Source organism: Pseudomonas sp. HK3 (assembly GCF_052920985.1).
The window spans coordinates 1334915-1357756 of the sequence record NZ_JBREXD010000001.1; the positions used below are offsets into that span (position 1 = coordinate 1334915).

General features: G+C 44.0%; 20 protein-coding genes and 1 pseudogene. 10 read left to right on the top strand and 11 right to left on the bottom strand.

What is annotated here, in order from left to right; all coding sequences use genetic code 11:
• The first annotated feature begins 227 nt into the window (after positions 1-227).
• The 3 genes from ACU6U9_RS06205 to ACU6U9_RS06215 all read left to right on the top strand — a co-directional run bounded on the left by ACU6U9_RS06205 (position 228) and on the right by ACU6U9_RS06215 (position 2660).
• Positions 228-740, top strand: a complete 513-nt coding sequence (locus ACU6U9_RS06205) for a TRAP transporter small permease subunit (protein WP_446734183.1) — start codon at positions 228-230, stop codon at positions 738-740.
• On the top strand, positions 740-2107 hold the full coding sequence (locus tag ACU6U9_RS06210) for a TRAP transporter large permease (protein ID WP_446734184.1): 1368 nt from the start codon (positions 740-742) through the stop codon (positions 2105-2107). The genes ACU6U9_RS06205 and ACU6U9_RS06210 overlap by 1 nt, the downstream gene beginning before the upstream one ends.
• A 154-nt stretch (positions 2108-2261) precedes the next feature.
• Positions 2262-2660 (top strand): acyl-CoA thioesterase, encoded by a 399-nt coding sequence (locus tag ACU6U9_RS06215; protein WP_446734185.1) that lies wholly within the window; start codon positions 2262-2264, stop codon positions 2658-2660.
• Positions 2661-2915: 255 nt separating this feature from the next.
• On the opposite strand, the gene ACU6U9_RS06220 is transcribed toward ACU6U9_RS06215, so the two are convergent.
• The 5 genes from ACU6U9_RS06220 to uvrD form a co-directional block, all read right to left on the bottom strand.
• Positions 2916-4263 (bottom strand): IS1182 family transposase gene (locus tag ACU6U9_RS06220; protein ID WP_446734186.1). Its coding sequence is split into 2 segments (ribosomal slippage): positions 2916-3083 and positions 3085-4263, totalling 1347 coding nucleotides; the frame shifts between segments, so codons are not numbered across the junction.
• Positions 4264-4343: 80 nt separating this feature from the next.
• Positions 4344-5045 carry a hypothetical protein gene (locus ACU6U9_RS06225; protein WP_446734187.1) on the bottom strand — a complete coding sequence of 234 codons (702 nt, stop codon included), beginning with the start codon at positions 5043-5045 and terminating at the stop codon, positions 4344-4346.
• A gap of 528 nt (positions 5046-5573) precedes the next feature.
• Positions 5574-6191 carry a hypothetical protein gene (locus ACU6U9_RS06230; protein WP_446734188.1) on the bottom strand — a complete coding sequence of 206 codons (618 nt, stop codon included), beginning with the start codon at positions 6189-6191 and terminating at the stop codon, positions 5574-5576.
• Positions 6192-6223: 32 nt separating this feature from the next.
• Complete coding sequence (locus ACU6U9_RS06235; protein ID WP_446734189.1) at positions 6224-7309, bottom strand: TRAP transporter substrate-binding protein; 1086 nt, start codon at positions 7307-7309, stop codon at positions 6224-6226.
• A 150-nt stretch (positions 7310-7459) separates the two neighbouring features.
• Positions 7460-9661 carry a DNA helicase II gene (uvrD, locus tag ACU6U9_RS06240; RefSeq protein WP_446734190.1) on the bottom strand — a complete coding sequence of 734 codons (2202 nt, stop codon included), beginning with the start codon at positions 9659-9661 and terminating at the stop codon, positions 7460-7462.
• Positions 9662-9812: 151 nt separating this feature from the next.
• Between uvrD and ACU6U9_RS06245 the strand changes: the two genes are divergently transcribed.
• Both ACU6U9_RS06245 and ACU6U9_RS06250 read left to right on the top strand, forming a co-directional pair.
• Positions 9813-10679 carry a MurR/RpiR family transcriptional regulator gene (locus ACU6U9_RS06245; RefSeq protein WP_446734191.1) on the top strand — a complete coding sequence of 289 codons (867 nt, stop codon included), beginning with the start codon at positions 9813-9815 and terminating at the stop codon, positions 10677-10679.
• Positions 10680-10833: 154 nt separating this feature from the next.
• Positions 10834-11019 (top strand): PA3496 family putative envelope integrity protein, encoded by a 186-nt coding sequence (locus ACU6U9_RS06250; RefSeq protein ID WP_446734192.1) that lies wholly within the window; start codon positions 10834-10836, stop codon positions 11017-11019.
• A gap of 62 nt (positions 11020-11081) precedes the next feature.
• Here ACU6U9_RS06250 and aroE read toward each other — a convergent pair whose 3' ends face one another.
• The 5 genes from aroE to ACU6U9_RS06275 all read right to left on the bottom strand — a co-directional run bounded on the left by aroE (position 11082) and on the right by ACU6U9_RS06275 (position 15769).
• Positions 11082-11909, bottom strand: coding sequence for a shikimate dehydrogenase (gene aroE, locus ACU6U9_RS06255; RefSeq protein ID WP_446734193.1), 828 nt, complete (start codon positions 11907-11909; stop codon positions 11082-11084).
• Positions 11910-11947: 38 nt separating this feature from the next.
• A complete protein-coding gene (hemF, locus tag ACU6U9_RS06260; protein WP_446734194.1) occupies positions 11948-12850 on the bottom strand; it encodes an oxygen-dependent coproporphyrinogen oxidase in 903 nt (300 codons plus the stop codon).
• A 5-nt stretch (positions 12851-12855) separates the two neighbouring features.
• Positions 12856-13407 (bottom strand): L-threonylcarbamoyladenylate synthase, encoded by a 552-nt coding sequence (locus ACU6U9_RS06265; protein WP_446734195.1) that lies wholly within the window; start codon positions 13405-13407, stop codon positions 12856-12858.
• A 66-nt stretch (positions 13408-13473) separates the two neighbouring features.
• Positions 13474-14598, bottom strand: coding sequence for a DNA-processing protein DprA (dprA, locus tag ACU6U9_RS06270; protein ID WP_446734196.1), 1125 nt, complete (start codon positions 14596-14598; stop codon positions 13474-13476).
• A 121-nt stretch (positions 14599-14719) separates the two neighbouring features.
• Positions 14720-15769, bottom strand: a complete 1050-nt coding sequence (locus ACU6U9_RS06275) for a LysM peptidoglycan-binding domain-containing protein (RefSeq protein WP_446734197.1) — start codon at positions 15767-15769, stop codon at positions 14720-14722.
• A gap of 127 nt (positions 15770-15896) precedes the next feature.
• On the opposite strand from ACU6U9_RS06275, the gene def reads away from it, so the two are divergent.
• From def to ACU6U9_RS06300, 5 genes and pseudogenes are all read left to right on the top strand, one after another.
• Complete coding sequence (gene def / locus ACU6U9_RS06280) at positions 15897-16412, top strand: peptide deformylase (RefSeq protein ID WP_446734198.1); 516 nt, start codon at positions 15897-15899, stop codon at positions 16410-16412.
• A 4-nt stretch (positions 16413-16416) separates the two neighbouring features.
• A complete protein-coding gene (gene fmt / locus ACU6U9_RS06285; protein ID WP_446734199.1) occupies positions 16417-17406 on the top strand; it encodes a methionyl-tRNA formyltransferase in 990 nt (329 codons plus the stop codon).
• Complete coding sequence (rsmB, locus tag ACU6U9_RS06290; protein ID WP_446734200.1) at positions 17407-18717, top strand: 16S rRNA (cytosine(967)-C(5))-methyltransferase RsmB; 1311 nt, start codon at positions 17407-17409, stop codon at positions 18715-18717.
• 146 nt (positions 18718-18863) lie between these two features.
• Positions 18864-20244, top strand: a pseudogene (trkA, locus tag ACU6U9_RS06295) (Trk system potassium transporter TrkA).
• An 89-nt stretch (positions 20245-20333) separates the two neighbouring features.
• Positions 20334-21782 carry a TrkH family potassium uptake protein gene (locus ACU6U9_RS06300; protein WP_446734201.1) on the top strand — a complete coding sequence of 483 codons (1449 nt, stop codon included), beginning with the start codon at positions 20334-20336 and terminating at the stop codon, positions 21780-21782.
• Between the two features lie 63 nt (positions 21783-21845).
• Here ACU6U9_RS06300 and ACU6U9_RS06305 read toward each other — a convergent pair whose 3' ends face one another.
• A complete protein-coding gene (locus ACU6U9_RS06305) occupies positions 21846-22736 on the bottom strand; it encodes a lysophospholipid acyltransferase family protein (protein WP_446734202.1) in 891 nt (296 codons plus the stop codon).
• Positions 22737-22842 lie beyond the last annotated feature (106 nt).

A 22842-nucleotide genomic window follows, 5' to 3' on the forward strand; every position in this document is an offset into this window, starting at 1 on the left:
CTCTCTCCTTTTGGAGTTATTCGCTTTATGTACGCTACCTAATATATTTCACATATGTGACAGTAATATTACAAGCTGTCATACAGTCACAATCCCGTAATATTGGCGGCTTATTACCAAAACAACTGCAAGCCTGCATGAATACTGACATGCCGCGTCTTTTATCCCCAACACAGTGTTAAAACATGGTTATAATGCCCAGCATTTTTTACTAATCAGCTGCTTATATGACCTCAATCCAGCTTTATATCGAAACACTGATTACCCGAATTGGTTTAGCCACACGTTACTTGGGTCTTATTCTTGTTATCAACACGGCATTGGTTGTCGCGCTGCGCTATTTATTTAATTGGTCACCCATCGCCCTACAAGAAACCATGACATATTTTCACGCCAGCTTATTCATGCTCGGCGCTGCGTATACCTTGCAGCAAGACGCCCACGTGCGAGTCGATGTGTTTTACCAACATATGAGCGAGCGTAACAAACACTTGGTTAATTTATTTGGCACATTGCTCTTATTGCTACCCACCTGCGGTTTTATTTTTATGATTTGTCTGCCTTACGTCAGCAGCAGTTTTGCCATGGGTGAGCGCAGTGTTGAAGGTAATGGCCTGCCTTTCTTGTATCTATTAAAGGGGCTGTTATTGCTCATGCCTATATTGTTAAGCCTACAGGGTATCGCCAATTTGATTCGCCACAGCCTAGCCCTTAAAAATATCAATAAGGAGGCCGTGTAATGGAATATATGCCTTTTGTGATGTTTCTTGTTGTATGTGCGGTATTAATGCTTGGCTACCCAGTGGCCTTTACCCTATCGGGCGTGGCATTAATGTTTGCCCTGCTAGGCACTATTACAGGACAGTTTGACGGCGCTTTTTTAGAAGCCTTACCAAATCGCCTATTTGGCATCATGAGCAACCAGCTCTTGATTGCGGTGCCACTGTTTGTGTTTATGGGCATCATGCTTGAGAAGAGCAAGATTGCCGAGAACCTACTTAAAACCATGGGAGGCTTATTTGGCTCTATGCGCGGCGGTTTGGCGATCTCTGTGATTCTAGTGGGCATGCTGCTCGCTGCCAGCACTGGCATCATAGGTGCCACTGTAGTGACCATGGGGGTGATCACACTGCCCACCATGTTAAAAAACAACTACAGCCCGGCTTTAGCCACTGGCACCATTTGCGCCACCGGCACATTAGGCCAAATCATTCCGCCTTCTATGGCGCTTATTCTGCTCGCTGATGTGCTTTCAAGCGCTTATCAACAAGCACAACTTAAAATGGGGATTTTTAGCCCTGAAACCATTTCGGTGGCGGACCTCTTCATGGGTGCCGTTATTCCAGGGCTGATTTTAGTCGTCGCCTACATTGTGTACGTACTCGTACTGGCATGGCTTAAGCCGGAAGTCGCCCCCGCCATGGCCCAAACCGATCATAATGCGAGCTGGGGGCAAGCCATTAAACAAATGGCACCGCCACTTTTGTTAATCATCGCTGTATTGGGCAGCATATTAAGCGGCATTGCCACACCCACCGAGGCGGCAGGCGTGGGCGCCATTGGTGCCACTTTGCTTGCATTTTTGAACAAGAGCTTAAGCATTAAACAACTAAAAGAAACCATGGATGGCACCTTAAATGTTACCGCCATGGTGTTTATGATCTTCTTTGGGGCCGCGGTATTCTCCCTTGTGTTCCGTGGCTATGGCGGTGATGAATTAGTTGAAAGCTTCTTTCAGGATATGCCTGGTGGTGTAATCGGAGCGACCATTGTGGTCATGGTCGTTATCTTCTTTTTAGGGTTTATTTTAGACTTTATCGAAATCACATTTGTCGTGGTACCCATCGTTGCACCCGTGTTATTAGCCATGGGGTTAGACCCTGTTTGGCTGGGTATCATGATCGCCATTAACTTGCAGACCAGTTTCTTAACACCACCCTTTGGCTTTGCTTTGTTCTATTTAAGAGGCGTCGCTGGTGACACCGTGAAGAGTATGGACATTTACAAAGGCGTCATGCCGTTTATTGTCATCCAATTAATGGTGTTAATACTGCTGGCATGTATTCCTGAGCTAGCCACATGGCTGCCTGACCAAATTTATAACTAACGTAATGGGGCACTAAAAAGCCCCATGGTTCACAGTTTTTTCCATGACTGAGAAATGATTCATGGGATTGTGAGCAACAACAATGTGTTCGCTTGTATTGCAAAACCAATGGGAGTAAAACGGCTCTCATTAATAAACATAATAAGATATCCCCATGAATGAATTTACTGAAGATACCCCCTTACCTAATGGCAGGTTAACACTGCGCATTATTCCCGCTCAAGCCGATTGCAACGCAAACGGTGATATCAGTGGCGGCTGGGTATTGGGTAAGATGGATTCAGCCGCAGAAGATACTGCACGCATGATCTCTAAAGGTCGCGTTACCATGGTAGCCAGTGAAGCCACAGCCTTTTTATCCCCGGTAAAATCAGGGAATGCCATTTGCTGCTACACAAAAGTAAAGGAAATTGGCCGCTCATCCATTCACGTACAAGTAGAAGTATGGAGCCAAAATACATTTTACGATGAACTTACCAAAGTCAGTGAGTCAACGTTTATTTATGTGGCCATGGATGACAATGGTCGTATTAGACAGGTGCCGCAGGATTAGTTAAGCGGGAGACGCTCTAACGTATTCGTTTCGCCTTGCTGATTATCAATTAAAAATGGGAGCTAAAGGCTCCCCAGACTGCTGATAAACCCCAGTGTTTTCACTGGGGTTTATTCATTTCAGGGCAATTTAAGCGCCTCCTTGCTCAATTTATTCTCACCTCATATATCTCAATTTAATATTCCACCCACACTTATCGAGCTTTAGTTTGGCCTGATAAGGCTTTTCTGACAGGCATTTTTAATGCAAAGCGCTTTACGCTGCCATTAATGCGATCTTTTTCATATTTTGCGCAGCGGCCGTCATTAAGCACTGCATTTGCACTTTGTGTTTGCCTCGAAATTGCGCGTAGCGATAGCCGTGTAATTGTTTGGCATCTGCAAAACTTCTTTCCACCGTTTCCTTTCGCCTTGCGTAAAGTAGGTTTGCCTTTGTCTGTTAAGCGGTGTTCGTTGATTCTATCCTTGCTGCCTTCCCAAACATGCCGCGTGATCACTTTTGTGTGATTTTGACTTTTGGTACAGCGCGTTAAGTCTGGGCAGTGTTGGCATGCGTTTGCGTCGCTATGATATTGGCGATAGCCTTCTCGAGTGGTGGTGCGATAAAAAACATTCTGTCCTTGTGGGCAGGTGTAGAGATCTTGTGTTTCATCGTAAACGTATTGGTTTTTGTAGAAATACCCTTTTTTATGCGTGGGTCGTCTGTAGCCCATGACACCATAAAGGTTTCTATCTTCGATGCCTTTGCATAACGCTGCGGTAAAATACCCAGCATCCAAACCCACATGCTGAAGATTAAATCCAAAACGTTGCACCTGTCTGTCGAGTCTTGCTAGATACGGGACACTGTCGTGAACATTACCCGCTGTGACGTGTACGTCGGTAATGATGTTGCAGCGTGCATCAACTGTGCGATGGTCTAAATAGAAAAACCCCTTTGGCTTGTTATCACGCACCATGTAGCCACTGTCTTTGTCTGTGGTGCTTTGTTTGATGTCTCTCGATTTATTGGGCGTCTCTGACCGCGACGCCAAGGGCTTTTTTCCGTGATCTAGCCTGTCTTGCTCAACCGCTTTATCCAGCTCATCCATATACGCTTGGCGTTCAGCTTGTGCTTGCACTTTAATGTGCTTGTTTTTATTGGCATTGGCTTTCAAATGAGTAGAGTCGGTATAAAGGGTGGTTCCGCCCACCAGCTTCTTCTTCATGGCTTGCAGCACGATTTCATCAAAAATCTGCTGATAGACATCGGATTCTTTAAACCGTCGAATACGGTTTTGGCTTAAGGTGGAGGCATCGGGAATCTTGTCGGTTAACCCAAGACCTAAAAACCACCGATAGGCCACGTTAACCTGAACCTCGCGGATTAATTGGCGCTCGCTGCGCACGCCAAATAAATAGCCGATGAATAATAATTTGAACATCAAAGTGGGATCTAACGCCGGTCGGCCGTTATTGGGGCTATAAAAGTCTTTGACTAAATCGTGAATAAAACTGAAATCCACTTTCTGCTCAATCTTGCGCAGAAGATGGTCATTAGGCACAAGCTCGTCAATGGAAACGAACTCAAGTTGCGACTGTGTTTGGGGGCGGTCATTTAGCATGGCCCTATTATAAAAAATCCTCACCTAAAAAGGCGAGGACTTTGTCAGCAGTCTGGGGAGCTAAAGGCTCCCGTTTTTATTTACGCCCCTAACAACTCTATTTTGATACGCCTTTCTTTCAACATATCTTTAGTTACTGTTCTCCATACATCTAAAAAAACACTTAATATATTTTTGTCTTTTTCAATCGTTACCGATTTATAAATTAGAGTGATATTTTTATAGTCGTCAAATTCAAATTCTCCTTTATTGAATTTCCTCATAATTTCATCAAAATCATGATTAGCATTGGATGAAACCGTATTAACCCCTTTTAGCATTTCAATAGTATAACTACTTCTATTTTGATCAAAAATAATCGCTGAATGCCGTTGATTTAAAGAGGGATCCTCTATAACTAAGCTTAATTTCTTTCGTACTGAGTTAATTTCATCCTCATTATTATTTTCTTGAAGTTCGAGTATTGATATAAGCTTTTCAAGCTGATTCGTAATTGTCTCGGTTATATCCTCCTTCTCATGTAAAATATCATCTGTGTGATACTCCAACCCGATATGTTCAAAAATATTCTTAACATCTAACAATAAATACTCCTCTAGTGATTCAATTAGATCATCAAAACCATCCGCATGCTTTCTTAATGTAAAGGGATCCAAGAATTCAAAGGTTTCATTAAAGTACGATATTAATAATTGCTTCGTGGATACCCAATCAAACCAATCACAGCATTCACCTTTACGGCTATATATTATTTTGCTATTGAATGTCGGCCACTCTTTCACAGATTCTAATAATTCAACTATATCACCCAGCCCCTGTCGGGTGTTTAAATACCCCCCAAACTCCTTCTTTAAAATCTAAAATTAGAACCTCACCTTGTACCGTAGATTCAAGATATTCTAAAGAGAACTGATATTCAGATGTAAGGGGCTTACGAACCGTCTTTCCAAATTTAAAAGTATCAGTATGGGTTATGATGTATGTTAGCTTTGTAAATGATTTCCAGCTTGGGGCGAGTAATTTTAACTTTGGCATTTATTTTAGATTATTCTTCATTTAATTCTGCCCATTATCCTTCATCAAATGAAAAGATCAAAAACGTTTTTGTATATAGCTATGAATGAAAATGGGCGTATTCGTCAGGTGCCACAGGATTGATTCGGATGTCGGATGTCGGATGTCGGATGTCGGATGTCGGATGTCGGATGTCGGATGTCGGATGCTAATAAAAAATAAAACAGGAGCAAGTTACTCCCGTTTTATTGGTTAATTATTTGGTAAATGCTTATTCGGCAGCTTTATGAACTAACTTAAAATATAGTATCATTAATGAATTTATTTCTTTCTCGTCTTTTTTCTCTATCGAATCTTTTTTTATCTTTAGGTGGTAATATATAAAATATATTAAATTTCTGTACTTTATTATTAGGAAATTTAATATCAATTTTAGACGGTTTAATAGAAATATCCGTGCCACTGTTCCTATAGCTAAAAAGACTGCCTGTTGATTGCTTATTGGATAGAATAGGGTTTATTTCAAAAGAAAAATGCTCGGATCCTTTTAATACACTTTTTCTGAGATCAAGTTTTTTTGAAAGTAAATAGCTATAATAGAACTCTATTGGCACATCTACCATTACTTTTGATTTTGGAGGGAGTTCTAAATTAACTGGTTCAGTTGAAAAAATAGCATAGTTATCATAATAGACGCTTATTCTTAAATAATAATCAGATATAACTTTATCTGTTAAATTTTCAATTTCCATATATTGGACTGAAGAAACTCTATCATTCGTAGAGTCTTTTACCACAAATGACCCATAATCCATTGATAGCCTTCCAATGCCAAGTTGGTGTAATACTGCACAACCCGACATTGATAATATGACAAAAATTAATGATAGTTGCTTAATACACACATTACGCATTTAAACTAAATCCTTTTATATAAAAAAATCAATTAAAAAGAACGCGCATTCAAATACGCTTGTTCCGATATTTTGTGATACTCAACCACATCATCTCTATAAGCTTTAAACGATTCGTATACTTTTTTGCTCATTGGGTCTTTCGCTGCTAGCTCCTCTAGTACCTCATACGATAAGCCTTTCAGCTTTTGTAATACGTCGTCAGGATAAGCGCGTACATCAACACCGTGTTTATTGATAAGATTTTGCAGTGCTTTGTTATTACGAGAGGTATATTCGTCAAGCATGTCTTGGTTGGCAGCACGAGATGCGACCTTCACAATGGCTTGCAAGTCTTTTGGTAAAGCGTCAAACGCATCTTTATTAACCGTGTATTCCATCATGGAGCCTGGCTCATGCCAGCCTGGGTAATAATAATATTTAGCGGCTTTGTATAAACCAAATGCTAAGTCGTTGTACGGGCCCACCCATTCGGTGGCGTCGATAGCACCCGTTTGCAAAGCGGTAAATAATTCAGCGCCCGGTAAAGTGACTGGGGTGCCACCGGCGCGTTGTAATACTTCACCGCCCAAACCAGGAATGCGCATTTTTAGACCATCTAAGTCTTTTAGGCTGTTAATTTCTTTATTAAACCAGCCGCCCATTTGTACACCTGTATTGCCCCCGGCTAATGGAATCAAATTAAACGGCGCATACACTTCTTGCCACAATTCCATCCCCCCACCGTAATGGATCCAACCATGCATTTCTTGTGCGGTTAGACCAAACGGTACCGATGTAAAAAACTGTGCCGCTGGCGCTTTGCCTTTCCAATAATAAGCACCACTATGACCCATTTGTGCGGTACCACGAGAGACGGCATCAAATACTTCAAGTGCAGGTACTAATTGGCCAGCGCCATAGACTTTAATTTTTAAACGCCCAGCGGACATTTCTTCGACCATTTTGGAGAATTTTTCTGGGCCTGTGCCTAAACCGGGGAAGTTTTTTGGCCAGCTAGTAACAAGCTTCCACTCAAATGTTTGTTGTGGCTCGGCGCTTTTTACAGCGGCTTCGTTGGCTTTTTCACCGCAGGCGCTTAGCAATATTGCCAACACACCCATTAGTAGTATCTTCATTTATATATTTTCCTTTTTATTTTAGTTTTATATTATTAATACTTTTATAGATAAAGGGTAATTACTGACCATCGTTTCGTAGCGATTTAAATTAGTTCTTTGTATCGCGCACAGGGGCGCGACTCTTACCGTTAAAAACTTAATTAGACGCTATTCATCCATGGGTTTTAAATTGGCATACGCCGATACCAGCCATTTAGTGCCATCAAAATCAAATGATACTTGTAAGCGAGTTTGCGGCCCTTGGCCTTCCATATCCAATATCACGCCTTCACCAAATTTATCATGCCATACGCGTTGACCAATGTTTAAGCCGGTGGCTTCTTTGGCGCTCTGTGTGCTGAAATAATTGGATACTGGTTTTTTTACCGTACTTTTTAATCGCACTTCTTGTAAATATTCTTTTGGAATTTCGCGAATAAAACGTGAAGGCGAGTTGAATGTTTCTTGGCCATGTAATCGTCGACTTTCGGCATAGGTCATCACCAATTTTTCCATGGCGCGAGTGATGCCCACATAGCACAGTCGGCGTTCTTCCTCTAAACGATTAGGGTCATCTGCCGACATTTTGTGAGGGAACAGTCCTTCTTCGACACCGGCTAGAAATACCAGTGGAAATTCCAAGCCTTTGGCACTGTGCAACGTCATCATTTGCACGCTGTCTTCAAATTCGTCTGCTTGTGAGTCACCAGCATCCAGTGCAGCTTGGTCGATAAACGCTGCCATTGGTGACGAATACGCAACCGCTTCTTCACCTTCTGGCGGAATTTCTTGCATGGCTTCAGGGTCAAAACTTTTGGCTGCCGTAACTAGTTCGTCTAAGTTTTCTAATCGTGCCTGGGCTTTTTCACCTTTTTCTTTTTGGTGATGCTCAATTAAGCCGCTATTTTGAATGACGTGATCTACTTGTTCATACAGCTCAACGTTTTGCGTGCTCACTTCCATTTCATCAAGCAGTGTTTCAAATTTGCTGAGCGAAGTAATGGCACGAGCCGTTAATAATTTTTGGCGAATGCTTTGTTCAAGTGCTTGCCATAACGAGGTGCCATGCTCACGGGCAAACGAGCGCAATTGCTGTACGGTTTTTTCACCGATGGCACGGGCCGGCACATTAATGACGCGCTCTAATGCCGCATCATCATGACGGTTTAATAACAATCTCAAATACGCCATGGCGTTTTTAATTTCTAAGCGATCATAGAATCGCTGCCCCCCGTAAATACGATACGGCAGGCTTGCGCGTATGAACGCTTCTTCGATCACTCGCGATTGTGCGTTGGAGCGATACAAAATCGCGCAGTGCTCATAACGTTTATCTGGATTGGCTTTTTTCCATGTTTCAATTTCGTCGCAAATAAAGCGCGCTTCGTCTTGCTCATTGAAGGCACTGTAAAGCGAAATAAGCTCGCCCGCTTCACCGTTTGTCCAAAGGTTCTTACCCAAGCGAGATGGGTTGTTATCAATCACGGCGTTTGCGGCATTCAGAATATTGCTGGTACTGCGATAGTTTTGCTCTAATTTGATTTGCTGCGAGCCAGTGAAATCTTTGGTGAACTGCTGAATATTTTCGATTCGCGCACCACGCCAACCATAAATAGATTGGTCATCATCCCCTACCGCCATCACGGGTACCACATTACCAGCCAGCACACGTAACCAAGCGTACTGAATACTGTTGGTGTCTTGAAACTCGTCTACCAAAATGTAGCGAAAACGATTTTGGTATTGCGTTAATACGGCGGGCTGGTTTAACCACAACTCATGCGCGCGTAATAACAATTCGGCAAAGTCCACCATGCCTGCACGCTGACAAGCTTCTTCATAGGCACCATAAATGGTGACCATGGTTTGTGCCCACTCATCATTAAAAGGCTGAATGTGTGCGGCTCTTAATCCTTCATCTTTTTGCTCGTTGATGTACCACTGCGCTTGTTTTGGCTGGTAGGTATTTTCATCAATGTTCATGGTTCGTACGATACGCTTAATTAAGCGCAACTGATCGTCACTATCAATAACTTGAAAGTTTTCAGGTAAATTCGCTTGCTTCCAATGAGTGCGCAATAAACGGTGAGCCAAAGAGTGAAATGTACCAATCCACAGGTGACGCGGGCTAATACCCGTTAACTCTTCAACGCGGTGACGCATTTCTTTTGCGGCTTTATTGGTAAACGTTACCGCTAAAATAGAGCCAGGACTGATGTGTTCAATCTGCATTAGCCAAGCAATGCGATGCACTAGCACCCGCGTTTTACCCGAGCCTGCGCCCGCCAAAACCAATTGGTGATTTAACGGTGAAGCAACCGCTTCGCGCTGTTCGGGATTTAACCCGTCTAAAAGTTCGGTAACGTCCATAACACGGTGTCTTGCAAATGAGCGGGCATTATATCGGAGCATGGCAGTGCTTGCAGCGATTACTGTCCATCCTTACAGTGAATTGTATTAACACTTCTTGTGACAAAAGACTTTAGGCTATACTTGCGCCAAAGCATGAAGTGAGCCCACAGTGCCCCATCAAAACCCTTTTATTGATCTAATCCGCCAATCCATACCCAAGATGCGAAAGTCTGAGGTTAAGGTTGCGCAGTACGTGCTCAGTAATGTGGATGCCGTCATTCACATGCGCATTGTCGACTTGGCCCAAGAAGCCATGGTGAGCGAGCCCACTATCGTACGTTTTTGCCGAGCTTTGGGCTTAAACGGTTTCCAAGCCTTTAAAGTACGCATGGCACAAAGTAATACGGTGCATCATAGTCTTGGTCAGTTTTCTATTGCGGAAGATGACACCAGCTCGGACATCATTAAAAAAATTTTCGACACTAGTATTAACCAAATTATTACCACGCGTAATTTTTTAGATTCTGCCCAAGTAGCCGCCGCGATTGCCGCTCTAAATAAATCAAAACGCGTTGAGTTTTATGGTTTTGGCGCATCGGGTGCAGTGGCCATGGACGCCATGCATAAGTTTTTCCGCTTACAATTTTCGACCGTGGCTTACTCTGATCCACACATGCAGTGCATGTCTGCTGTTACCTTACAAAAAGACGATGTAGTGGTGGCCATTAGCCAAAGCGGTCGCACCAAAGACTTGTTACATGCAATGGAAATGGCACAGCAACAAGGTGCGCATGTGATCAGTTTGTCACCTCCCAACACTCCAGTAAGTGATTTAGCCGACCTGCCAATACATGTGGATATCAAAGAAGATACCGATGTATTTACACCCATGACGTCGCGCATTGCGCACTTATTAGTCATCGATTGTTTGGCGGTGGGCGTGGCACAACGCAAAGGGCCCGAGTTTGATGAGCACTTAGCGAAAGTGAAAAAAAGCATCAGTTCATTGCGTCACAGCGAAAAAGCGATCAAATAATCATCAAAAAAACCAATGATATTCTCTTAGAACACCCATTTATTACAGTTTGCCATGTTAAGTGATTGTTTTTTGAACCATTTATTGTCATGCTGTTGTCACCTTTATTAATAACAATAAGCCGTCTTAAGACAGGTAATCAAAAGGGTGATCCATGGAAGCAACTGCAGTCATCAAAGACCAAGCAAGCGAAGAGCTGGTTAATTTTGATAAAAAAGGAAATATCGTGGTATGCAAAAAGAGCGAGGCATCGGCCAAACTCGTTGCACGGCGAGCAATCGAAGCACACCTAGAGCGCAAGAAAATGCAGCTCGATGATTACTGGGATTTGGAAGACTAAATAAAAAAGCACCTTAGGTAGCCCTAAGGTGCTTTTTTTATATCTGCTTTTATCAACAGGGGCTATTTACCCTGTATTTGTTCGCGAAGATCCGTGAGCACTGCAATACTGTTTGGCTTAATGCCACGCCACAGTTCAAAGCTCACAGCCGCTTGTTCAACCAACATCCCCAAGCCATCAATGATTTTTTTAGCCCCTAAGTTTTTCGCCCAGACTAAAAATGGGGTTAGCTCTTTGCTGTACATCATGTCGTATACGGCGGTGTTGGGTGCAATCACAACATCGGGTAATGGCGGTAATTCGCCAGCCAAACTGGCGGAGGTACCATTTATAATCACATCAAACGGTTCGGTTAAATCGGTAAATTCTTTTGCTTCAATGCTCCCGAACACCTTAAAGCTATCGGCTAAAAGCTGAGCTTTTTCAAACGTACGATTCACAATCACAATATGCGCTGGGTCTTGCTCTAAAAAAGGCTGCAAGATGCCTCGCACAGCGCCACCCGCCCCAATCACTAATATGCGTTTGCCTACGATGTCTTCTTGCTGATTCATGACCAGGTCTCGCACAAGACCGGCCCCATCAGTGTTGTCCCCAAGAATAGAGCCGTCTTCTTGTAGCACTAACGTATTCACCGCTTGAGCCGTTTGAGCTCGTGGCGTAAGCGCTGACGCCAGTTGATAAGCCTGTTCTTTAAACGGAACCGTAATGTTCAAGCCTTTACCTGAACCTTTAAAGAAATCTTTTACCGCTGGCTCAAACCCTTCAGTCGGTACCAGCATGGCGCTGTAGACTAGATCTTCCTTTGCTTGTTCAGCAAATTGAGCATGAATACTTGGGCTTTTACTATGATTAATGGGATTGCCCATTACCGCATATAAGTCGGTCACTCAAATAGCCTCTGTGGCGAATGATGTTGAAAACATGATTAAGCTAACCAATCTTTTTGCACTAAAAAGTCAGTGTATAATTTAGCTTCAGCGCTACCGTCTTCTGGTTGCCAGTTATAATCCCAGTGCACTATCGGTGGCAGCGACATCAAGATTGATTCTGTACGACCACCGGTTTGTAAGCCAAAAATAGTGCCACGATCAAACACCAAATTAAATTCTACATAACGGCCACGACGATAGCATTGAAATTTACGCTCGCGTTCACCAAATGGCGTATCTTTACGTTTTGCCATAATAGGCCGATACGCTTTGATAAAGTGGTCACCCACGCTTTGCATGAAGGCGAAGCTTTTATCAAAACCTTCTTCACTTAAATCATCAAAAAATAAACCGCCGACACCGCGCGGCTCGTCTCGATGTTTAAGGTGAAAATATTCATCACACCAATTTTTATATTTTTCATAGACGCCATCACCAAATGGATCACAGGCATCTTTAGCCGTTTGATGCCAGGCGCGTACGTCATCGTGATTGCCATAATACGGGGTCAAATCAAAACCACCGCCAAACCACCAGACAGGCTCTTCGCCTTCTTTTTCGGCGACAAAGAATCGCACGTTAGCATGGCTGGTAGGCACATATGGATTGTGCGGATGAATAACTAAACTTACCCCCATGGCTTGGAAGCTACGCCCATTTAGTTCTGGGCGGTTAGCCGTGGCACTTGGCGGAAGCGTGTCACCAAATACATGGCTAAAATTAACACCGCCTTTTTCAATCACACCACCATTGGCCATCACTCGCGTACGACCGCCGCCGCCTTGCTCTCGAATCCAGTTTTCTTCAGTAAACGTTGCACCACCGTCTTCTGCGGCCAGCTGTTCACAAATATTATCTTGCAGCGCTAATAAATACTGCTTTACTGCGTCTATGTTCATTTTGGTTATCCTCGAATAACTCGCCCAGTTTGCATATCAATAATACGACTGGGTGCATTTGCCAAACCCACAGGGCCTGACAAAATAAAATCTAAATAAGGGCCTAACACACACTTCGCTTGGATCGCGCTTCGTACGGTTGGTTTGCCTGAAAAATTAGCGGATGTGGACACAACAGGGCCACCCACTTCTTTACAAAGTTGCTGCACCATTGGATGAGAGCTAACACGAATGGCCACCGTATCAAATTGCCCATGGACCAGCTGAGGTACACGATTTTTATGAGGGACTAACCAGGTTACGGCACCAGGCCAGCTATCCGTTAATTTTTTAATGGTTTGTTCATCAGCGTCGTGTAATAAAAAGTCGAACTGCTCAATACTGGCCGCTACTAAAATTAAACCTTTATGGGCATCTCTTTTTTTGATCTCAATCACCCGCTCTAACGCGCGCTCATTGAATGGGTCACAACCTAATCCCCAAACCGTTTCAGTTGGGTAGGCAATAACACCTGCATCCTGAATTACTTTACTTGCTATATATATTGGCCAACGCATGTTGTGTGCTTTGAAAAGACAGAATGCGCAAGTTACCTAAGCTCAGGCGTTGATGCAAGAGGCAGCCTAACAGCGAGCATAGACACCTTGTGTTTGTGTCAGAATACCCGCCAATTCTAACTCCATTAACACCATTGAAAGTTGACCTACATCTAGGCGAGTTTTATTGACTAAACTTTCCATATCTAGGCCGTCATAATCTAGCGCGCTGTACACTTTTAACTGCTCACCGCACAAATCTAAGTGTGCATTATTTTCTTGTGCGCAATCTTGTTGACGGCTAACCCCTCTATTTACCTGACTTATTTGCAAGTTGAGTTCTTCCATCACCTGTTCTGGCTTTTCAATTAACTTAGCGCCTTGGCGAATTAAGTAATGACAGCCTGCTTTTTGCGGATTATGTATCGCACCTGGAATCGCCATGACTTCCCGATTTTGCTCAAGCGCTTGGCGCGCGGTAATAAGCGACCCACTTTTTAATGTCGCCTCAACAACTAAGGTCGCCAAACTTAAGCCACTTACGATTCGATTACGTCGAGGAAAGTGTCCTTTAATCGCTTTTGCACCCAATGCAAATTCGCTCACTAACGCACCTTTTTCTAACATTTGTTCGGCTAGCTTCGCATTTGCTTTTGGATAAATACTATCAATGCCCGTTCCTAATACACCAATGGTTGTTCCGCCCACATCAACGACACCTTGATGGGCAAGCGCATCTACACCACGCGCTAAACCACTCGTTATGGTTAGGCCCAAGTTAGTCAGCTGTTGGGCGAAATCATACGCTTGCTGTGCACCATTGCTGGTAGGGTATCGACTGCCCACCATAGCCACTTGTGGAAAACTAAGTGACTCTATATTGCCTTTCACCATCAATAGAGGCGGAGCTGTGGCGATTTGCTTTAGCTGCTCAGGATAATGCTCACAAGCCAGTGTTAATAAGTGATGCCCAGATTTTTGTGCCCATGTGAGTGCTGAGTCGACACTTTTACTCGGGTTATTAGGTGGATGAAGACCAATATGCTCAGCGCTTTTTTCGCTTAAGCCAATGGCTTTCAGTTCCTTTTTTTGCAGTGAATATATCCCTTCTAAAGAAACATCCGCTGTTAGTATTCTGTGTAGGGTTTTTGGTCCTACACCTGGGACAAGCGCTAAATTTATCCACGCTAATTGTTGTGATGTCCAATCCATGGCCATAGCTTCCTTGCGTCTTAACTTACGGCCATAAAAAAAGCCTTTGGTTACTTTAACCAAAGGCTTTTTTGAAGGTATCAGGCGATAGACTTAAATATTAGTATCGCCAATTAACGCGTTACTGCGGGCTGCGCACTGCATCACCGACTGATAATGGCACTTTTGCTCTTAAAATAAGGCCATAGCTGACTTTTTCAAACACCCGAAATAACATCATAAGCCCTGCACGCTCAGAAGGCAGTTTTACTTTTTGACGGGTGACACGATCAATAATGGTATTGCCTTCTTTGTATATCGCCAATACATTCCCCTCTGTTACACCGTCACGATCACCTTGATTAATCACCACCACTTGGTATTGTCCGATCTGTGTAACACCACCTAACACCGCAATCATACGACCATACACATTATCAGGTGGAGAGCTTGGTATAAAGTTGGCAACCACTTGGCGATCTTCTGTGGCCAGTAAGCGATCGCCTGCCATTACCTCTTCGCGAGAATTTGAAAGGGACAAAGTCGCCACGTCACCATCCCATGCCTGTACTGATCCAGCACCGACTTCACGGGCTTCAAGACCTAAAACCTCAGATGTATCTGGGTCTACAAAAACCTGGCCTTTACGAAAGATACCGTAGCCCGCTTGCGGCTCTTCATTTTTTTCAAAACCACGTGCGTATACTTTACCGCCACCGCCAGCCAAAATACGATTATCATCACCTGCTACGACGTAAGGCGCACCGCTTAATTGCTTACTTTTTACAATACGGCTATTGCTCATAAAGCTAGAGATCGCCGTCATGGGAATCGGCGGAATAGCGCTCGCTAAAACCGTGATACGAGCAGTTGGTGTTAACTTTACAACTTCATTTGCAGCAGCTGATCGTTCGGTAACGGTTACTTTCACTTCTTTGCCACGATAAACCAAGCCAATGGTATCACCGGGATAAATTAAATGAGGGTCTTCAATTTGCTCATTGATTTGCCAAATCTCAGGCCACAACCAAGCGTCTTCTAAGAATTTCTGCGATAAATCCCATAGGGTATCGCCGTCTTTGACCACATATTCAACCGGATGGCCCGGTTTTAGATCAGTCGCGTGAGCGATACCAGCACCACTGACAATACATAAAGCCAGAGTAATGCTTTTGAGAAAGGGTTTGAGCATGGGTTAATCCCTTATTTTTATTTGTATGCAGCGGTTATGAGACAACCGACTGCTACATTGGATATAATAGATACATACAATATTAGCAGGGCCTATGCCCTAATGACTACTAAGGCATCACAAGTTTATGGCTATATTAGATATTTTAGAGTTTCCTGACCCTCGCTTACGCACAAAAGCGAAGCCAGTCACTAAGGTAACGGACAAACACCGTCAACTTATTAAGGATATGTTCGATACGATGTATGAAGCACCGGGCATTGGCCTTGCCGCTTCGCAAGTCGATGTGCATGAAGAGATCATTGTTGTCGATATAAGCGAAAACCGCAGCGAGCCACTTGTCTTTATCAACCCTAAAATCACGGTATTAGAGGGTGATAAAGAGAAAATGCAAGAAGGCTGCTTAAGTATTCCTGGCTTTTATGAAGAAGTTGAGCGCGTTGAGCACTGCTTAATTGAAGCCATCGACAAAGACGGTAAAGAATTCAAGCTTGAAGCCACGGGCTTACTGGCCGTTTGTATTCAACACGAAATGGATCACCTAGACGGTAAGCTGTTTGTGGATTACCTATCGAGCACCAAACGCGACCGTATTCGTAAAAAATTAGAAAAGCAGCACCGTTTAGCCGCTAAGCACGCGTAACTGCATGCCGAAGTTTCTTCGGCATGATCATTTTTACCCTAAGGATATCCCCTTGAGAATTGTATTTGCAGGCACGCCCGATTTTGCCGCTCGCCATTTAGAGGCTTTATTAAAAACGTCTGCCAATATTGTGGGGGTCTACACTCAGCCTGATCGCCCTGCCGGTCGCGGTAAAAAACTGCAACCCAGCGCGGTTAAACAAATGGCGCTTGATAACGGCATTGAAGTTTATCAGCCATTAAACTTCAAAGCCGCTGAGGATGTTCAACAGCTTGCCGACCTTAAGCCCGATTTATTTATTGTGGTTGCCTACGGTTTATTATTGCCTCAGTCCGTTTTAGACATACCCACACTGGCTTGTATCAACAGCCACGCCTCATTATTGCCACGCTGGCGCGGTGCCGCGCCGATTCAACGAGCCATTGAAGCTGGTGACGATAAAACTGGCGTCACCGTCATGCAAATGGAGCTTGGTTTAGACACAGGCCCAATGCTTTATAAAGCGGACACGCCAATTATGCCCAATGATACCGGCGGCAGCTTACATGATCGCCTTGCCAAAATTGGCAGTGAAGCCGTTGTGCATGTCGTCAGTAAATATGCTCAAGGCCCTGTCTTAGGTGAAGTGCAAAATGATGAGCTTTCTACCTATGCTCATAAACTGAATAAAAACGAAGCGCTCATCGATTGGCGTCAAGACGCCAAAGACGTGGTGCAAAAAATTCGTGCTTTTAACCCTGTCCCCATGTGTTACACCTTGCTAGGGGATCATCGCATTCGCATTCTACAAGCACAGGTTTACCCTAAAGTGCATACCGCGATTGCAGGTACCGTTTTGTCTGTGAATGAAATGGGCATCGTTATCGCCTGTGGCAACATGGCCGTATCCCTTGAACAAATTCAACTGCCCGGCAAAAAGCCGATGCAAGTGGCCGACATATTAAACGGCAAACATCCCTTCAATGAACACTATGTGTTAGCCAGCGAGCTTTAAATGTCAGCAGTATTAAATAGTCGAGCCCTTGCCGCATTGGCCATGCTTGATGTGGTAGACGAACAAAAAAGCCTTACGTCGGCATTAGCCTATTTTGCTAAACAAGGGTTAGAGCAAGATAAACCGCTTCTACAAAGCCTGTGCTTTGGTAGTTGCCGGTATTTTTTCTCTATTAATGCACTGAGTAAAATTTTATTAGTTAAACCATTACCTGAATCTGCTCGTGCTATTCACGCCCTCTTATGGGTGGGCTTATATCAACTGGCACACAGTGATATATCAGAACATGCCGCCATCAATGAAACGGTCGAGGCCTGTGAACAACTGAACCTAGGTAAATTTAAAGGTGTGTTAAACGCTATTTTGCGCCGCTTTCAACGCGAGAAAGTCGAACTGATGGCAGGCTTAAAAGACAGTGATGTTACACGCTACGAGCACCCTAAATGGTTCATTAAACTGCTCAAGAAAAACTGGCCGCAGCAATGGCAAGCCATTTGTGAACAAGGCAACCTTAAAGCCCCTCTGTGCTTGCGTAACAATGTACGATCACAAAACAGAAGTGATTACTTACAAATCCTTAATGACAAAGAAATAAGGGCACTAGAAGGAAAGCATGCGCTTACTTCTATATATTTAGAGCAAGCTTGCGATGTGACTCAATTACCCGGCTTTAGCGAAGCCAGTTGCAGTGTACAAGACGAAGCCGCTCAACTTGCGGCCCAATTGTTGGCACCTCAAAAAGGCGAACGCATCCTAGATGCTTGTAGCGCCCCAGGTGGTAAAACGTGCCATATTCTTGAGTACAGTGATAACCAAGCCAGCGTACTTGCATTGGATGCCGATGCAAAACGTTTAACGCGCGTACAAGAAAATTTAGAACGCCTACAATTATCCGCAGACGTAATCCAAGGTGAGGCTCAAAACCCAGAAGCTTGGTGGGACGGAACACCATTTGATCGCATTCTTTTAGACGTGCCTTGCAGCGCCACCGGGGTCATAAGACGCCACCCCGACATTAAGTTACTGCGTAAAAAAGAAGATATTGATAACCTTGCGCAATTACAGGGTCAAATTCTAAGAAAAGCATGGTGTTTATTAAAACCAGGCGGCACATTGCTTTACGCCACTTGCTCCATTTTATCCGTAGAAAACAGTGATAATATCGCGGCGTTTTTAAGCGAGCAAACAGATGCACACCTGGCTCCAATGACGTTATCCACAGGCATGGATACCGGCTTTGGCTGGCAGTTGTTCCCAACTAAATTGGGACATGATGGCTTTTTTTACGCGCTATTAACCAAGCAGCTTTAACAAAAATAATACAGCCTCAATAACTCCTTGTTGAGGCAGGTAAGACAAGGCAAAAACCGTTTAAGCAGACACATAGCAACGCTATATCAACGCTCATAACGGTTTTTAACGCAGTACTGGCAACGCAAATAGGTTTCATCAGTAATATGAAAATTATAATACTAGGCGCTGGCCAAGTAGGTGGCACTCTGGCTGAACACCTCGCCACAGAAGGTAATGACATTACTGTTGTGGATACTGATGCTGAACGATTAAAAGAATTACAGAATCGTCTCGATATTCGTACCGTACGCGGAAAAGCGTCTTACCCCCATATATTAAGCCAAGCAGGCGGCGATGATGCCGACATGTTAGTGGCCGTCACCAATAGTGATGAAGTGAATATGGTGGCCTGTCAGGTTGCCCACTCACTGTTTAAAACCCCCACCAAGATTAGCCGCATTCGGGCGCAAGAATATACCCAATCCCAAGAGCTTTTTGGCAACCAAGGGGTGCCAATTGATGTCTTTATCAGCCCAGAGCAAGTGGTTACTAACTACATAAAACGATTACTGGAATTCCCGGGAGCCCTTCAGGTTCTCGACTTTGCTGAAAATAAAGTGAAGTTAGTGGGCGCTAAGGCGTATTACGGCGGGCCATTAGTGGGACAAGAGCTGCGCTATCTACGCGAACATCTGAAAAGTGGCGTGGATACTCGTGTTGCTGCTATCTATCGTCGTGGCCAAGCCATCTTACCGGCTGCGGATACCGTCATCGAAGTGGACGATGAAGTGTTCTTTATCGCCGCCACAAAAGATATACGTACGGTAATGGCCGAAATGCGTCGCAGCGAGCAACCCTACAAACGGGTAATCATTGCGGGAGGGGGGTAACATTGGCGCGCGCTTGGCTCAAGTACTGGAGCCGTTTTATAACGTTAAGCTGATTGATCACAATATACAGCGCTGCCAGCGTTTAAGTGAAAAAGTGAAAAGCAAAACCATCATTCTAAATGGCAGCGCCACAGACAAAGAGTTACTGCTTGAAGCTAACATTGAAAATACCGATGTATTTTGTGCATTAACCAATGACGACGAAGTGAATGTCATGTCTTCTATGCTCGCCAAGCAGTTAGGCGCGCGTAAGGTGATGACACTCATCAACAAAGCTCAGTACGTTGATCTTGTACAAGGTCAAGGCATTGATATTGCGATTAGCCCAAGCCAGACCACCATCGGTAGTTTACTCACACATGTACGCCGTGGCGATGTAGCGAATGTTCACAGCTTACGCCGTGGTGCCGCTGAGGCCATTGAAGCCATTGCCCATGGCGATGAGAATACATCCAAAGTAGTGGGTCGACGTCTTGATCAAATTCATCTGCCTGAAGGCTCTACCATTGGTGCAATCGTACGCAAGGATCAGGTTTTAATTGCCCATGGCGATGTCGTTGTTGAAAGTGAAGATCATGTGATTTTGTTCGTACTGGATAAAAAACGCATTCCTGAAGTGGAGCGTTTATTCCAAGTCGAATTAGGCTTCTTTTAAACACCAATTAATAATAAAGATTCAATGTAAGGGCAACCTTACACCTGCTGAAGATGGCAGGCTGCTATTTTTAATGAGTATAAACAACTATGCATCCAGCCATAATTTTTCGCATCTTGGGTATTTTACTCATGGTCTTCAGCCTTGCGCTGTTACCACCCATGGTAATCAGTGTTATTTATCAAGATGGTGCCTTGAGTGCATTTGCAGGTGCATTGGGTATTAACTTTGCGGTAGGCGCATTGTGTTGGTTTCCTGTTCGAAAACGTCGCCAAGATTTAAAAACCCGTGACGGCTTTGTGGTCACGGTTTTATTTTGGCTGGTATTAGCGGTATCGGGGGCATTGCCTTTAATGCTCGCCGAAAGCCCTGGGCTAAATTTTACGGATGCTTTTTTTGAGTCGCTCTCGGGCTGGACAACAACCGGGGCAACCGTGATTACAGGCATTGATGCATTACCTGAATCCATTCTGTTTTATCGCCAGTTATTACAATGGCTTGGTGGTATGGGGATCATCGTACTGGCCGTGGCCATCTTGCCCATGCTCGGTATCGGGGGCATGCAGCTTTATCGTGCTGAAACCCCGGGCCCTATGAAAGACAGCAAGTTAACCCCCCGCATAACCGAGACAGCAAAAACCCTTTGGTATATTTACTTAGCGCTGACCATTGCCTGCGGCATTGGGTTTTACTTAGCCGGCATGGATGTATTTGACGCCATTTGCCATGCTTTTAGTACCATTGCCATTGGTGGCTTTAGTACCCATGATGACAGCATTGGTTATTTTGATAGTTACCTTATTGAAAGTGTTGCTATCTTTTTTATGATCATCAGCGCATTTAATTTTGCCCTTCACTTTTATGCATGGCGATTCAAATCGATCCGTCATTACTTTGCAGACCCTGAAGTAAAAACCTTATTAATTGTTTTATTTATTGCAGCAATTGTGACCTTTACCACGTTGGTGATAAGTAAAAGTTATGACCCTAATGAAGCATTACGGTTTGGTTTATTTGAATTAGTCAGTATCGCGACGACCACAGGTTATGCCGCAGCTGACTTTTCATTGTGGCCCGCCTTTTTACCTTTCTTATTGTTCTTTTTGGCGTTTATGGGCGGCTGTGCAGGCAGTACCGGCGGTGGCTTAAAAGTGATTCGTGTCTTGTTGATTTACAAGCAAGGCAGTCGTGAAATGAAACGATTAATCCACCCAAATGCAATCATTCCTATTCGAATTGGCGGTCGTCCAATCGATGACCGTGTAGTTGAAGCCGTTTGGGGATTTTTCAGCGTGTATCTAATGCTGTATTTGATTATGACGATTCTGCTTTTGGCAACGGGAATGGATTTTGTTTCGGCTTTTTCTGCGGTTGGTGCTTGTATAAATAACCTAGGGCCGGGCTTGGGCGATGTGGCTGCTAATTACGCCAATATTAGTGATTTTGCTAAATGGGTTTTAAGTTTTGCAATGCTGCTTGGACGCTTGGAAATATTTACGTTATTAGTGCTATTTACACCGGTGTTTTGGCGTCAATAATTCACGTTTATTAACGCGATAGGAAGGTGGTTACAACCGTATCCACCTTACCCTATCAGGTCCTCACAGCCCGGTATAATACTTGGCTGGATTCTTTTTAAAGCGCTTATAGTCCCATTGGTATTGAGCAGGTGCATCCGCAATACACGCTTCTATGCCTTTATTCATAGCAAGGGCGCTCTGCTCTACGTCTTCACTGTAAATTGCATCATCCAGAGCACGAAACACCAGTTCAAACCCTTTCTCTGTGCGTAAAACATAAGCAAACAGCACAACCCCTTTAGGATTTTTTTGAATCATAGAGTGCACAATTTTTGGGGTCAAAGTATTGATGCCAAAAAAATTCGCCCACACACCCGATTTTAACGAGGGCTCTTGATCGGGCAGAATCATGGTCACTTTTTTATCTTCATAGTGCTTAAAAAATGCCTTAACCCCTTCACGCGTTCCTGGCACCATTTTCGCGCCGCTGTCTTCGCGAGCGTCGAGCATGGCTTTTTCAAACCCAGGCATTTTGGCAATTTTATATAAGGTCATTAATTGGCAGCGCTGCGGTAACCAACAAGAGAGGAACTCCCAGTTGCCAATATGGGGCGTTAAAATGAGCACGCCCTCTTCTTTCGCTATTGCCTCATCAAACAAGTGTTGATGGCGCACATTTTCGATCTTAGTGGCATTGCGTTCAAACTTTTCAACCGTCCCGCCCCAAGCTATACCCGTCTCGGTTATGGTCTTAGCGGTCTCTTGCATGCTGGCTTTCGCCAGTGCTTTACGCTGATCAGCAGGCATGTCAGGGAAGCACAGCTCCAAGTTCTTTAGCGTCACTTTATACATTCGAGTATTCGTCGCACATAACAGGCTCCCAATGGCACCGCCTAGCCTACGCGCTCCGACTAAACTTAGAGCCCCTAAAGAGTGAATCAACCCAAGAGCCAACGCCGACTTAATATCCATACCCAACACTTATTTCAATTATGACAAAAGTGCGACTTTGCCTTATTTAGATAATTTTCTCTACCTGCTGCGAATTATTCATCTTTGACTATTATTTAATAAGTTA